The sequence below is a fragment of the Mesorhizobium sp. M3A.F.Ca.ET.175.01.1.1 genome, assembly GCF_004791945.1.
Classification (GTDB): Bacteria; Pseudomonadota; Alphaproteobacteria; order Rhizobiales; family Rhizobiaceae; genus Mesorhizobium.
In genome coordinates, this window is record NZ_SRTP01000002.1 from 122,205 (window position 1) to 135,795 (window position 13,591).

10 protein-coding genes are annotated in these 13,591 nt (G+C 62.0%); 2 read left to right on the forward strand and 8 right to left on the reverse strand.

Going from position 1 to position 13,591, the window contains the following annotated elements; genetic code table 11:
• Nucleotides 1–43: 43 nt before the first annotated feature.
• Complete coding sequence (locus tag EN818_RS05255; RefSeq protein ID WP_095804362.1) at nt 44–724, reverse strand: redoxin family protein; 681 nt, start codon at nt 722–724, stop codon at nt 44–46.
• An 18-nt stretch (nt 725–742) separates the two neighbouring features.
• Entirely contained in the window at nt 743–4,039 is a 3,297-nt protein-coding gene (locus tag EN818_RS05260; protein ID WP_129554082.1) for an adenylate/guanylate cyclase domain-containing protein, read from the reverse strand.
• 240 nt (nt 4,040–4,279) lie between these two features.
• On the opposite strand from EN818_RS05260, the gene EN818_RS05265 reads away from it, so the two are divergent.
• A complete protein-coding gene (locus tag EN818_RS05265; protein ID WP_095804364.1) occupies nt 4,280–6,049 on the forward strand; it encodes an adenylate/guanylate cyclase domain-containing protein in 1,770 nt (589 codons plus the stop codon).
• A 54-nt stretch (nt 6,050–6,103) separates the two neighbouring features.
• Here EN818_RS05265 and EN818_RS05270 read toward each other — a convergent pair whose 3' ends face one another.
• The 3 genes from EN818_RS05270 to EN818_RS05280 all read right to left on the reverse strand — a co-directional run bounded on the left by EN818_RS05270 (nt 6,104) and on the right by EN818_RS05280 (nt 9,256).
• Complete coding sequence (locus tag EN818_RS05270; protein WP_095804365.1) at nt 6,104–7,489, reverse strand: hypothetical protein; 1,386 nt, start codon at nt 7,487–7,489, stop codon at nt 6,104–6,106.
• Nucleotides 7,490–7,563: 74 nt separating this feature from the next.
• On the reverse strand, nt 7,564–8,088 hold the full coding sequence (locus tag EN818_RS05275) for a GNAT family N-acetyltransferase (protein WP_095804366.1): 525 nt from the start codon (nt 8,086–8,088) through the stop codon (nt 7,564–7,566).
• A 154-nt stretch (nt 8,089–8,242) separates the two neighbouring features.
• Entirely contained in the window at nt 8,243–9,256 is a 1,014-nt protein-coding gene (locus EN818_RS05280) for a hypothetical protein (RefSeq protein ID WP_245420268.1), read from the reverse strand.
• A 34-nt stretch (nt 9,257–9,290) separates the two neighbouring features.
• Here EN818_RS05280 and EN818_RS05285 point away from each other — a divergent pair, with 34 nt between their 5' ends.
• The gene (locus EN818_RS05285; RefSeq protein WP_095804368.1) at nt 9,291–10,709 is read left to right on the forward strand and encodes an adenylate/guanylate cyclase domain-containing protein; all 1,419 of its coding nucleotides are present in this window, start codon (nt 9,291–9,293) and stop codon (nt 10,707–10,709) included.
• A gap of 21 nt (nt 10,710–10,730) precedes the next feature.
• Here EN818_RS05285 and EN818_RS05290 read toward each other — a convergent pair whose 3' ends face one another.
• The 3 genes from EN818_RS05290 to EN818_RS05300 form a co-directional block, all read right to left on the reverse strand.
• On the reverse strand, nt 10,731–11,210 hold the full coding sequence (locus EN818_RS05290; RefSeq protein WP_095804369.1) for a class I SAM-dependent methyltransferase: 480 nt from the start codon (nt 11,208–11,210) through the stop codon (nt 10,731–10,733).
• Nucleotides 11,211–11,412: 202 nt separating this feature from the next.
• Complete coding sequence (locus tag EN818_RS05295; RefSeq protein ID WP_095804370.1) at nt 11,413–12,594, reverse strand: ABC transporter permease; 1,182 nt, start codon at nt 12,592–12,594, stop codon at nt 11,413–11,415.
• On the reverse strand, nt 12,591–13,589 hold the full coding sequence (locus EN818_RS05300) for an ABC transporter permease (protein ID WP_095804371.1): 999 nt from the start codon (nt 13,587–13,589) through the stop codon (nt 12,591–12,593). Before EN818_RS05300 ends, EN818_RS05295 begins: the two co-directional genes overlap by 4 nt.
• Nucleotides 13,590–13,591: the final 2 nt, after the last annotated feature.

Below are 13,591 nucleotides of genomic sequence, written 5' to 3' on the forward strand. Positions count from 1 at the left end.
ACGTGCTGCCATGAGCATGCCGCCCTTGACCTTGTTTGCCAGTCTATTGGGCGACTTGCGACACGGCTGACATCAGCTCCTGCGGGTTTGGCACCCCGAACATGTATCGCCCACCTTCTGGAACCTCGGTGAAGCTCCAGCGGACGACCCCCTGCCGGTCGAGCAGGAATTGGCCGATCAGTTGGCCATGTCCGGTTGCCATCATCTGCTCGTCGGCTTCGGTGACTTCGTAATGATCCTTCTTATCGAGGAATTTGCTGGCCGAAAAAGGATCCATTGGGCCGGGCAACTCGCCTGGTACGTCGACCCGCATCTCCTTTGCCGCCGCCATCGACACCTTGTACGGCCACTCCGTCTCATCTTGGGTGAATTCGAGATTAGGCAGTCCAAAGGCCCGATGCGATGCGCGTTCAGGGTCGGAGGCCGCAAGCAGATTCGGCATCGGGTGATAGCGGAAATAGAGACGTGCCCGCTCGATCGGCGTGTTGACAACGGTCAAGCTCCCCACGCCCTTTTCGCGCAGCTCCGGATCAAGCCGTGCCTGGGCTGCGATATGGCGCCGGCAAAACGCGCAATGCAGACCTCGAAAAAGGCCGACCAGCACCGGCTTTTGTCCGCGAAAGTCGTCGAGGGCGATCTTGCCTTCCTGTGTGATAGCGTCGAGTACCACGTTGGGCGCACGATCACCCGGTTGAAGCGGTACCAAGTCACTACGCGGCGACATTTTCAACCTCCCGCCCGGCTAGTCGAGAAAAGGCAGCACCACAAGCGTTTCCGGGTCGAGCCCGTGCTGGGCGCATATGCCCTGCGCCAGGGAAAAATATCGCTCGGCCTCGACCAGGTTGTCGAGGTCGAGATTAAGCGTTGCGAGACCATCATAGCACGGAAACAGCAGTTGGGGTTCGTCCGTTTCGCGGGCTACGTCCAGTGCTTCCTCGAACAAGCCAACCGCCAGTTCCGGACGGCCGCTGCACTGGTGGATCTGCCCCAGCACGATCAACGGCACCGGCAGATGCTCGCGCTGGTCGAGCGCCTTGTCGATCTCGATGGCTTTCTCGGCAGCAGGCACGCCCTCCGTTGGACAGCGATCCGTGAAAGTACAACAAGCGACCGCCAGATTGGCGAGGAGGCGGGCCTGGAACCCGGAATCACCAATACGACGCGCCACTTCAAGACCGCGCCGGCAGACCTCGATCGCCTTCGCCGGATTGATGGTCGTGTAAAGCACGCCGAGATTGGTGTAGCCGCGGCAGGCGGCGCCCAGCAGACCGGCGGCTTCGGCCAATTCGATGCTACGCTCCACCTGACGCACCGCTTCAAGGTTACGCCCGAGCCGCGCCAGCGCAACAGCCTTGGTGTTGAGTGCCTCGGCGGTCACGAGAGTGGCTTCTCGCCCTCCCTCCGAGACATGCTCCGTTGTCAGAGTGCGCACGCTGTCCAGCGCCGCGTCTGCCCATGTGGCCGCAAGAGCGTGATCTCCGCTCCGGCACGCGTGTCGGCCGCGCTCCTGCCACAGATGCGCCTGCTCGATCGGGGCATCCGCTCCATCGAGGAGCGCTGCCGCTTCAGCATAGCGGGATTCTGCGTTCTCCCGCTTGCCGACGTCCCAGAGCAGCCGACCGATCTTACGCAAAACGCGCGCCGAAGCGACACGATCGCCTGACTCGCGATATGCCTGCAGCACCGTTTCGTAGTGCTGGTGCGCGACCTCGCGGCGGCCCGCCGGGCCGCTCAGATCGGCAATGCGCTCTGCAACAGCCAATTTGAGCGGTGTTTGCCCGATCGTGCCCAGCGCAGTCAGCGCCCGCTCGTAGAAACGAAGGGCGTCGTCGTTGGCGTATATCATGCGAGCGCGATCGCCCGCCGCCTGCAAGTACTGCGCGCCTTTCTCGCGCTCGGCGCTTTGCGCGAAATGGTGACCGAGCACGGTCAAATCCTCGAGCCGTTCCGGCTTGTCGCCGCACAGTCGCTCCAAGGCAGCTCCCACCCGCCCATGAATGTCGGTCCGGCGCTGCAGGAGCAGATTCTGGTAGATCACGTCCTGCAGCAACGTCTGCGTAAAGCGGTAGCTTTGCGACGAGATCGAGCCTGATCCGGCAACCTCCTCGATGATTTCCGCGTCGCAAAGCAGTTCGCAGCCGGCTTCCAGGCGGCCGGGATCGGCCGTCACGGATTTCAGAAGGGTCGCGTCGAAGCGCGGGCCGATCACCGCGGCTTCCTGGGCCAGCCGGCGCACCTCTTGGGGCAGCCGGTCGACACGGGCAAGCAACATTGCCTGGATGGTGGCGGGAATGCCGGTTGCGACTTCGCCTGCCACGGTCCGCCATCGATGGCCTTCGCGCATCAGCACACCGCGATCGATAAGGCCGCGAACGATCTCCTCTACGAAAAGCGGGTTGCCGCCGGCGCGCTCGAGGATCTGGTCGACAAGCTCTCCTGCCGAGTTTACCCAACCCTCGCCGAAAACCGCCGCCAGCAGTCTGCGTCCGTCATCGCTGTTGAGCGGCGAAAGCCTGAGTGCTGTGTGACTGACCCGACTTGAGTCGAGCTGGTCGTTGTCCGGCGCCGGACGATGCGTCACCAGCAACATCAACCGCGTGCGTTCCAGCCTGTCCATCACGAAGCGTAGTGCCTCGAGCGACACAGCATCGGCCCAGTGCAGATCTTCGACGACGATCAACAGCGGCGACAACGCAAGCCGCCGTTCGATGATCGTGCGGACTGCGTAGAGAATTTGCCGCCGCAACTGCTCGGGCTCGACATGCTGCAAGGTGGCATCGGGGTCGCCAAGGCCAAGCACATGGTAGAGCAAAGGCATGAGCCGCTTCGCCTCCTCGTCCTGCAGGCCGAGTTCGGTGAGCAAGCCTGCGAGCTTCGCCCGCATTTCATCCCCATTGTCGCTTTGCATCATCCCGGCAGCGCTGCGCACCACGGCGCCCAGCGCGCCAAATGATTGTTCGCCCAGCGGTGAGCACGTGGCCTGCCGCACGGCGACGTTGCGAAAACGATCCTCGTCGCCGACGCGGGCGATGAACTCCTTCACCAGCCGCGATTTCCCGATACCGGCTTCTCCGACGAGGCGCACAAGCTGGGCCGAGCCGCCGCACGCCTGGTCGAGGCTCGCCAGCATTCTGTGGAGCTCCGCACCACGACCTATGATCGGCGCGCTGAGGCCGAGCGCCTCGAGCCCACGCGCTGCACGCGGCGCCGCAAGTGGTGCATCCAGCCGATGGACGAGCACACTTCCGGCCTTGCCGCGAAGCACGACATCGCCCAGCGGCTCATATGAGAAGGCATGCCGGGTCAGCCTGTGGGTGAGCTCGCCCACCAGCACCTCACCCGGTGCGGCCAGCGATTGCAGGCGTTGCGCCGTATTCACTGTATCGCCGGTCACCGAATAGGATTTGGCGGTGCCGATGCCCAATCCGCCGGTGACGACCGGACCAGTGTTTATGCCGATGTGCAGCAGCAGAGGCGAGCCGGAGTGGGGGGCGCTTTCGCCGAGCCGCGCCGTTCGCGCCATCATGTCGAGTGCGGCGCGAAGCGCACGTTCCGGATCGTCCTCATGGGCAACCGGCGCACCGAACAAAGCGAGCAGCGCATCGCCGATGAATTTGTCGACGAAACCGCCGAAGTTTCGCACAGCCGCCGTCAATTCCTTGAACAGCTCGTTCTGCAGCGCCTGCATCACCTCTGGGTCGAGTTGCTCGCTGAGTGTCGTGAAGCCGCAAAGGTCAGCGAACAGGACCGTCACCGTCCGGCGATCGGCGTCGGAGTCGGGATGCGGCCTGTCGCCTTCGATGTTGGGAAGCAGCGACGGAGTACGGGACGGCGGCACGATGGTCCGGCTTGGTGTCGGAGCAGGCCGTTCGACGGCTTTTGCGGGCGCACCGATGCTTGCCCCACATTTCGGGCAGAACTCGAAATCAGGTGCACACAGGTAGCCGCAACTTGCGCATGGCACGGGCTGACGCCTGCCACACTTCGGACAGAAAGCGTAACCGGATTCAACCTCGAAACCGCAGCCTGAGCAGTCCATCGAACAAGACCTCACTAGGGGCCATGACGGCGTGACCTCGCTACGCACTTCACGGCCGAGCGTTCACCCAAGGATGAACCGATAGCGGTCGACCAGCAAGCGGCAGCGCAAGTGGCAATCGAGCGCCAGTGTGGTCTGGTGGCAAAACCCTGCCGATTCCCGCTGTTGCGCGGCCGTCGTTTGCGAAAGTTCCCTCTTACCTTGCGTCTCCTGCTATCGTGGAGATTGGGAGATGGACCGATGAGCGAGAATCGGAAGCTAGCCGCAATCCTGGCTGCGGATGTGGTCGGATACAGCCGGCTCGCGAGCGCGGACGAAGATCGTACCTTGGCGAGGCTGCGGGCATTGCGCAGCGACCTGATCGATCCGATCATCGCAGTGCACAACGGGCGGGTGATCAAGCGCACCGGGGATGGAGCGCTGGTCGAGTTTCGCAGTGTGGTGGATGCCGTGCGCTGCGCGGTCGAGATTCAGAATGGCATGGTTGAGCGCAATGCCGGCGTGCCGCACGACCGCCGCATCGAGTTCAGGATCGGTATCCATTTGGGGGATGTGGTCGAAGAGAGCGACGGCGACCTGATGGGCGACGGCGTCAACATCGCCTCGCGTTTGGAGGGCGTCGCAGCGCCCGGCGCCATTTGCCTATCCGAGGACGCCTATCGCCAGGTGAAGGCGAGGCTCGACCTCTCCGTCAGCGATCTCGGCAGCACGCAGCTCAAGAACATCGCCGAGCCGATTCGGGTCTACTCGCTGCAAGTCGGCAGCGCTGCGACCAGGGCCGCAACATCGGAAACCGTGACGAGCCGGCCAGCCACGGCAGCGCCCCCGGAGCTGTCGATCGCCGTTCTGCCGTTCGCCAACATGAGCGGTGACATCGAACAGGACTACTTCGCCGACGGCATCTCCGAAGACATCATCACCGCGCTGTCCAAACTGTCGCAGCTCTTCGTCATCGCACGCAATTCGTCGTTCACCTTCAAGGGCCAGAACGTCCAGGTGCAGGAGGTGGGCAGGAAGCTCGGCGTGCGGTATGTGCTTGAGGGCAGCGTACGGAAATCGGGGAACAGGGTGCGCATCACCGCGCAGCTCATCGATGCAACCTCCGGCGGGCATATTTGGGCGGAGCGGTTCGATCGCGACCTGACCGACATATTCGCCGTGCAGGACGACGTGACGCAGCAGATCGTCGGTGCGCTGGCGCTCAATCTGGCCGAGGGTGACCTTCAGCGGCGGGCGCCCGAGCAGTCGCGCAACACGCAGGCGTATGATTGTTTCCTGCGTGGCCGGGAGCTGTGGCACCGGCTGACGGAAGAAACGAATGTCGCAGCCCGAGACCTCTTGCAACGTGCCATCGAACTGGACCCGAAATTTGCCTCTGCCCACGCTTTCCTCGCCCTCACGCACGCACTCGATTACTTGAACCGGTGGAGTGCGTCGCCGCCGGAATCGATGGCGCAAGCGGAACAGGCCGCAACACAGGCGGTAGCGCTGGATGGCAGCGATCCCTGGGCGCACTGGGCGCTGGGTATCGTCAAGCTGTACACACGACGGCACGATGAGGCCATCAGCGAGGCCGAGCGCGCGATAGTCCTCAATCCGAACTTCGCCGAAGGGTACGTCATTCTCGGCGAGGCGCTGCACTATTCGGGCAGATCCGAAGAGGCCCTGGAAAGTTTCGCCCGGGGGAAGAGCTTGAATCCATACTTCCCGGATGTGCTTCTGCACTTCCAGGCTTTGGCCTTGTTTCAACTGGGAAGGTACGAAGAGGCCGTTGACCTCTTGATGCAACGGCTGGCTCGCAACGCTGTCACCGACGTCTCGCGCGCGCTTCTGGCCGCCACCTACGGCCACCTGGGCCGTTTCGCCGAGGCCCGCGCGGCATGGCAGGAGGTGCTTCGCCTCAACCCCGACTATTCGCTGGAATACCGTCGCAAAGTCTTGCCCTACAAATACCCTGCCGATTTCGAACGCGTGGTAGACGGGCTGCGCAAGGCCGGTGTCGTACAATGAAGTGAGGCCATGTCAGGTCTGAACCGGAGCCACCAACAAGGCCCGAAGCGAGAGTCAGGTTGCCTTGATCTCTGCCCGGCCGAGCTTGCGCCATCGGGCGTCTTCGCGCACCAGTCTCAGGTCGTCGGTCGTCTCGGCAAATGTCCGCAAGCGATATTGCCGCAGTAGTTCCGGGAAGACTGCCCTTTCCGGCAGGCCGGCAAGCTGTTCGCGGACCGAGATCTTTTCGTCGATGACCCGCATGCCCCAGGCACTTTCCCGAACCTGCAGCTCTGCAATCAGATCGCGCTCATCCGGCGCGTTCTCGTCTAGCCCAGCCAGCAGGATCGAGTGGAAAAGCGCCATATAGCCAATCTGTCTCAGCCCGCCCACAACCCGCACGCGCGGCAATATGGCCAGAACGAGGAACATCAGGAACAAATTCGGCAGCAGCACGCCGTCCAGCAGCCCCTGCTTGAGATGCGTCCGCTCGAACGGGACGGAAAGACCATGCGGTCTGTCAGGCTCGATCAGTCGTCCGTTCTCGAGCACGAGCTTGCGCACGCGCTCCTCGCGGATGCCCCAGAAATAGGCCGTGGAGTTGGGCAGGAACCTGCCGAAAGGGCTCGATGCGGCCTCTTGCAGGGCATGTTCGAGACGCTGGCGCCTTGCGGGCTCAAAGAGCAGCCTGGATAGAAGGCTCCCTTCATATTCCAGATGCCGAGCCATGGCAGCCGCGGCGAGCCGATCATCGATGAAAACCGGCAGGGCCGTGCCGGAACAGTCCCAACGGGCGACCAGATCTTCGTTGAGGGCTGTCAGCGCGTCGGCGGCGGTTCCAAACACCCTGTCCTGGCTGGCAAGCAGGGTGCCGAGCCAGCGGCTGGTATCCGTTTCATCGCCCACCGCTTCCAGCGCGCGCCTGTTGAGGGCGACGGGCCCGGCCACGCACGCGCTTTTGCGGCACAGTTTGTGGCGCGCCATGCCAAACAGGTTGACCTTGTCGTCGCCGACATCGAGCCAGCCCGGCCCCTCCCGGCCAATTGTCTCCATGGTCATCGTCGTTCCCATGAAGCAGATGAAGGCCGACAGCCCGTTTTCGACCGCGCCGAGCCAAGCAAGCAGGAGCGCATCGAAGGTGATCCGGTCCATCAGAAGCAGGCAGTGCAGTCCGGACTGAACCACCGGTCTGTGCTCGAACTCTTCGAGGGCCTTGCCGATCTGTTCGGGCTGCATGATCACACCAAGGCGCTGATGCAGAACTTCGCGCACAATCGAGCGGGCAGCGATCGCCGGGCCCGATGCAGGCCTCGCCACCGGTCGCCACAGATGGCGGGCATAGTCGGAAACCGCTGCATTCCAGTTCTGCTCGATATCACACGCGACTTCCGGGCAGAGCAGCGACAGCACCGCCAGAATTTCCGCCGGAGGCGTTCGGCTTGGGTCAACACCGGCCGTCATTGGTCCCATTCCTGTTCGCCGTCTCCGCATGAATTGTTAGGTTGGCTAGAGAGTTAAGGCCAAACAGCGCATCTTCAGAATCGCAGCCGGGCCATGCTCAGGAGGTCGTGGTACTGTCCGTCGGTGAAACCGGCCTTCACATGCCGGCCTTCGATTTCGAAGCCGTGGCTTGTGTAGAGACGGATGGCCGGTTTGTTGTCGGCATAGACGGTCAATTCGACCCGCTTCAGGGCGCGCCAGTTGTCGGCCACGTCAAGCAGCGCGCCAAGGATGGCAGAGCCGATGCCCTTGCCGACAAAGCTGTCGTCAAGGCCGATATTGATCTCGCCGATATGAGAACGGCGAGGCGAATCCTGCACGATCAGGCTGCCATGACCGACGACCTTGCCGTCCAATTCCGCAACGATCCAGGTGGTCTCCTGGCCGGACTTGGCGATGCGCCGTTCCACCTGCTCGACCCTTTCGAAGGGCATCCTTAGCGTGCCCCAGCGGAACCCCGGCATGTTGAAGATGGCGCAAAGCGCCTCAGCATCGCCTGGCCGGACGGGCCGGAGCTGCGGCTGGATCTTCTCGGAGAAGGACGAAGTGGTGCTGGTCATGGCGTTTCGGCCTTAGCAATCGGCCCGGCACGATGACCGGACGTCCCCTGAAAATCCAGCCGACTCTCCAACCTGCGACGCCGATTGCGAGCTACTGCATGTCGCGCAAAAGTGTGCAGCGGTTTTGCGAAAGCGACATGCATAAAATAAAGCCCTAAAGCGTATCGCCTGGATCCGTTTCAGCGCGACGCGCTTTGAAATACCGGGAGGCGGCAACGAGTTTGAAGACACCGCTGATGCCGATCCAGCCGAAAAGGGCGAGCCAGCACAATGTCCGGGCCGCCCTCCAGTCGATCCGGTGCACCGCAGCGTCGGTGATGACGAGGCCAAGAATGGCAAACAGGCCAACCAGCACCTGCGCCAAGCCGAGCACCAGCAATTCCTCGCGCGGGGCGCTTCGCCAGACAAGATATACGCCGCCCGCGCCGGCAAGGAAGATGGCGCTGTAGACTTGGGCGTGGAAGACATCGATCGGCCATGGCCAGATGCTGCTGAATAGCAGGGGAAACAGCAACAGCCCGACGCCATAGACCCCAAGGACCGCCCATTCCACCGGCATGTAGCTGCGCAATGCGGGGGTTAGAGCCACGCCCTTTGCAGAAGGACGGCCCCTGGCCCGCCACAGGAACCACCCGGATACCGCGACCGAACCAAGATAGACCAAGAACCAGAGCCAGGGCGCTTTGCGCTCGAAGTTGAAATAGCCCAGATTGATGAACGAAGCCAACGAGACGATGACGGTGAATATGAACGCCATGACGAGCACGAGCCTGCCGGGCGACCAGCGATTCCAGAACAGCAGCGCCGCCATCACGACCATTTCGGCGGTGTAGAAGCCGCCCAGGAAGCGGGCGTTGAATGGGGTGACGGCCCAGGGCCACCGCGGCTTCACCAGCACAGGCGCGAAAAACAGGCCCGCGCCTATGATCAGGACGATGATCACGGCCGCAGAGAAAAGGCGCAGCGCCGCGGGAAATGGCGGGTTGTTCGATGTCGGCATGGGAGAGAGTCCCAAAGATGAATGCCCAAGGACATCATAGTGCCGCTTGTGGCCGGTGAAAATCGGCCGAATGGAAATTGGATTATCACCAGGTTTATCTATCGAATGGCCGCGCGGTCCGTTTCGAAGTAAAATGCAGCACTCGGACCAAGGAAGCGGTCCGGTCAACACGTCACGAGGCGCATTTTCCGGAGCCTGCACGATGAACGAAGCTCAGGATCTGTTCTCGCTTCTGCGGCAATCGACTGATGTCGATCCACTGGCAATCGACGCGATCAAGCAAACCATCGCGGAAGGCGAGGACCGCGAACTGTGCCGCATCAATGCGCCTGCCTTCGCCGGCAAGCATGGCCTCGACGAGGAGCGCACCATAGGCGCCTTTCTCCATGCGGCGCGGGTGGGCATCTTCGACATTTCCTGGAATGTTCTATGCCCCGGCTGTGGGGGCGTGCTCGACACCAACGCCACGCTGAAAACCCTGCAGAAGGACGAATACACCTGCGCGCTGTGCTCCCAGGGCTACTCGCCGACCCTCGACGAGATGGTCGAGGTGACTTTCACCGTCAGTCCCCGCATGCGCAGGATTGCCGCCCACAACCCACACGAACTGCCGTTGGTGGAATATTTTCGCCAGATCTACTGGGCGTCCGGCGTCGATCTGCCGGCGGATGAGGATTTCGCCAAAACCATGGAAGCGTTCTCGCTGGACGATATCGAGCTTGCGCCCGGTGAAAGGGCGGTTCTGACCGTGCAGCTTCCGTCCGAATTCATCATTGTCTTCGAGCCGGTCACCCATTCAGTGCAGTTCATCGACGTGAAGGGCGAACCGACAAAGGAGCGGCGAAGCCTCTCTTTGGTCTTCGACCGCGACCATGTCCAGAGCCAGACGCTGGAGATGCAGCCTGGCCCGTTGCGCATTTCTCTGGAAAACAGGACCGACACCCGCGTGCTGCCGGCGGTCTTTATCGCCGGCGAGGCATTGCATGATCTTCTGCGCAAACGCCGGCCCTTTCTGACCGCCAAGCGCCTGCTCACCAACCAGACGTTCCGCGATCTCTATCGCACGGATACGGTCGACATCAACCAGCGCCTGAAGATCACCAGCCTGAGCTTCCTGTTCACCGACCTGCGCGGATCGACCGCGCTTTACGAGCGGGTGGGCGACCTTTCGGCCTTCGATCTCGTGCGCGCGCATTTCCAGGTTCTGCACGAGATCGTCGCGGCGGAGTCGGGCGCGGTGGTGAAGACGATCGGTGATGCGGTGATGGCGACCTTCGCGACGCCCGATCGTGCGGTTGCTGCGGCTCTGAGGATGCGCGATGCCATGCGTGCGCTCAACGACAAGAGCGGGCGCGAGGACCTGCTGCTCAAGATCGGCGTCCATACCGGCCCCTGCATCGCCGTGTCTATGAACGAGCGGCAGGACTATTTCGGCCAGACGGTCAACATTGCTTCGCGCGTCCAGAACCTTGCCAAAGCGCAGGCGATCTTCGCCACTAGTGCGGTGGTCGACGACAATCTCACCGCCGATCTGTTGCACAGGAATGCGCTGACGCCCGTGCCCCACGAGGTCTCGTTGCGCGGCATTGAGCGAGAGATAGCAGTATACAGGATCCCCTGAGGGCTTGGCCGTCTCGGCCTCTCACACCCGCCTGCAGATAAAATAACGATCGGCGGGCACCGAGGGCGGCGGAGGGATGCGTTGCAAGCGCGGGTGATCGATCGGCGTGCCGCTGACCGCGATGCCGCCGACGCGAAGCAGGCGCGCGATCAGATCGGGAAGCCAGGTAGCAGTCACCGCATCGCGATCTTCATAGCCGGTACCGATGTCGGCATGAACAAGAGCGGCGTCGATACCGATGAACCTGCTCGCAGTCTCGCGTATTTCGCCGAGCACGAGGTTTTCAGCTTCGGGAATCGAGCTGGCGTGTGCGGCCAGTGCGCGGTCGAACGCCACGATCCGGCGTCCGGGCAGGCGCTCGCGCAGATGGTGGAACGTCCGCCCATTGCCGAGGCCGAGTTCGATCACCGGCCCCTCCATTTGTGCCACCTCGGCGCAGATATGATCGAGAATATCGCGCTGTGCCGTCATCCTGCGGATGAAACTGTCGAGGCGACTCATATGCGATCACATGTCCTGAACCAGCTCAAGAGACGGCAATACCCGCGACGAGAAGGGCTCACGGGGCGATGCCCGAGACGTCGTATTACACCGATCGAGCTCGCCGCATAGAGGCGAACGATGAAGACTGCAACGACCGAACAGGCTGCCGACAAGGATCATCTTGGGTGCAGTCGGTCGACGGCGCGCCGGATTTGCGACCTCACTTGTAGGGATCTGCGGCATCCCGCAAGCCGTCGCCGAGGAAGTTGAACGCCAGGATGACGAGAATGACGGGCAGGATCGGCAAAAGCAGCCATGGATAGAACGCGATCACGCTGACGCTGCGCGCCTCGGTCAGCAGGATGCCCCAACTGGTTATCGGCGCCCTCAGGCCGAGGCCAAGAAAGCTCAGCGCCGTCTCGCCCAGGATCATGCCGGGTATGGAGATCGTCGCCGTCGCGATCAGATGCGACATGAAACCGGGAATGAGGTGCCGGCGGATGATGCGGCTGCTGCTGGCGCCCATCAATTGCGCGGCCAGAACGTAATCCTCCTCGCGCAAGGCCAGAAGCTTTGAACGCACGGCGCGCGCCAGTCCGGTCCAGTCGAGCAGCCCGAGGATGACGGTGATGCCGAAATAGATCAGGATCGGGCTCCAGGTCATCGGCATGATCGCCGCCAGAGCCAGCCATAGCGGAATGCTGGGGATCGATTGCAGAACTTCGATTACCCGTTGGACGATCAGGTCGAAGATACCGCCGTGATAGCCGGCCAGTCCGCCGATGACTATGCCGAGCAGGAAGCTGAAAGCGATCCCGACGAGGCCGATCGTCAATGAAATGCGTGCGCCATAGATGATGCGCGAAAACACATCGCGTCCCAGCCTGTCGGTGCCGGCCAGAAAGAGCTGGCCGTTTTCGGCAGGGCAGACAAGATGCCTGTCACCTTCGATGAGGCCCCAGAACCGGTAACTGTCGCCCTTGCAGAAGAAACGGATCCGCTGAACGTCATCCTGTTTCTCGATGTAGTTCCGCTTGAGCGTCTCCATGTCCAGCGTCATCTGGCGGCCGTAGACGAACGGCCCGACGAACTGGCCGTTGTGGAACAGGTGCACCCGCTGCGGCGGCGAATAGATGTAGTCCATGTTGCGCGTATGCAGATTGTAGGGCGCCAGGAACTCGCAGATCAGTATCCCGAAATAAAGCGCTGCCAGAAATATGCCGGATATGAGGGCAAGCCGGTGGCGCCGGAATTTCCACCACATCAGCCGCAACTGCGACGCCTGGAAGACCTTCGACTGCTCAGGCGTCATCGCCTCGACCGACTGGAGGTCGAAGGGCGCGATGGAAACATAGTGTTGCAGTGGAGCACCCGGAGCGGGCAGCGGCGATTGCGTGTTCATTTGGTGCTGCCGCCCTGCAAACGAATTCGCGGATCAAGCAGCGCCAGCGCCAGGTCGGATATCAGGACGCCGATGACCGTCAGAAAGGCCAGGAACATCAGAAACGACCCTGCCAGATACATGTCCTGGCTTTGCAGCGCCTTGATCAGCATCGGACCGGTCGTTTCCAAAGACAGCACGATCGCCGTGATTTCGGCACCGGAGATGATGGCCGGCAGGATGGAGCCGATGTCTGAAATAAAGAAATTGAGCGCCATGCGCAGCGGATATTTGACCAGCGCCTTGAAGGGATGAAGGCCTTTTGCGCGCGCGGTCACGACATATTGCTTGTGAAGCTCATCGAGCAGATTGGCGCGCAGCCGCCGGATCATGCTTGCCGTGCCCCCGGTGCCGATGATCAGGACCGGGATCCAGAGATGGGCGAGGATCGATTTCACCTTGGCCCAGCTCATCGGCTCGCCGAGATATTGCTGGTCCATGAGATGGCCGATGGACGTGCCGAACCAGATGTTGGCGAAATACATCAGGATCAGCGCCAGCATGAAATTCGGGATGGCAAGGCCAAGAAGACCCAAGAAGGTCAGGCCGTAATCGCCCCAGCTGTATTGATGCGTGGCCGAGTACATGCCGATTGGAAAGGCGATGAGCCAGGTGAAGACGATCGTGACGAAGGAAACCAGCACGGTCAGCCACATTCGGTCCCCGACGACGTCGCGAACCGGCAGCTCATATTCGAAGGAATAGCCGAAATCGCCGTGCAGCATCCCGCCGACCCAGTAGAAGTAGCGGATGACCGGCGGCTTGTCGAAACCATAGTCCTTGCGCATCATCTCGATGCGATCGGAGTCGACCGCTTCGCCCTGAGCCCGAAGCTCGGCAACATAGCTGTCGAAATAGTCGCCTGGGGGAAGTTCGATGATCGTGAACACCAGTGCCGATATGATCAGCAGCGTTGGAACCATCACGGCGATGCGCCAGACAATATATCGCAGCACGC

Excerpts from the sequence above, each read along its gene's own strand:
- EN818_RS05255 (WP_095804362.1), bottom strand. The coding sequence starts at position 724 with ATGTCGCCGCGTAGTGACTTGGTACCGCTTCAACCGGGTGATCGTGCG.
- EN818_RS05260 (WP_129554082.1), bottom strand. The coding sequence starts at position 4,039 with ATGGACTGCTCAGGCTGCGGTTTCGAGGTTGAATCCGGTTACGCTTTC.
- EN818_RS05265 (WP_095804364.1), top strand. The coding sequence starts at position 4,280 with ATGAGCGAGAATCGGAAGCTAGCCGCAATCCTGGCTGCGGATGTGGTC.
- EN818_RS05270 (WP_095804365.1), bottom strand. The coding sequence starts at position 7,489 with ATGACGGCCGGTGTTGACCCAAGCCGAACGCCTCCGGCGGAAATTCTG.
- EN818_RS05275 (WP_095804366.1), bottom strand. The coding sequence starts at position 8,088 with ATGACCAGCACCACTTCGTCCTTCTCCGAGAAGATCCAGCCGCAGCTC.
- EN818_RS05285 (WP_095804368.1), top strand. The coding sequence starts at position 9,291 with ATGAACGAAGCTCAGGATCTGTTCTCGCTTCTGCGGCAATCGACTGAT.
- EN818_RS05290 (WP_095804369.1), bottom strand. The coding sequence starts at position 11,210 with ATGAGTCGCCTCGACAGTTTCATCCGCAGGATGACGGCACAGCGCGAT.
- EN818_RS05295 (WP_095804370.1), bottom strand. The coding sequence starts at position 12,594 with ATGAACACGCAATCGCCGCTGCCCGCTCCGGGTGCTCCACTGCAACAC.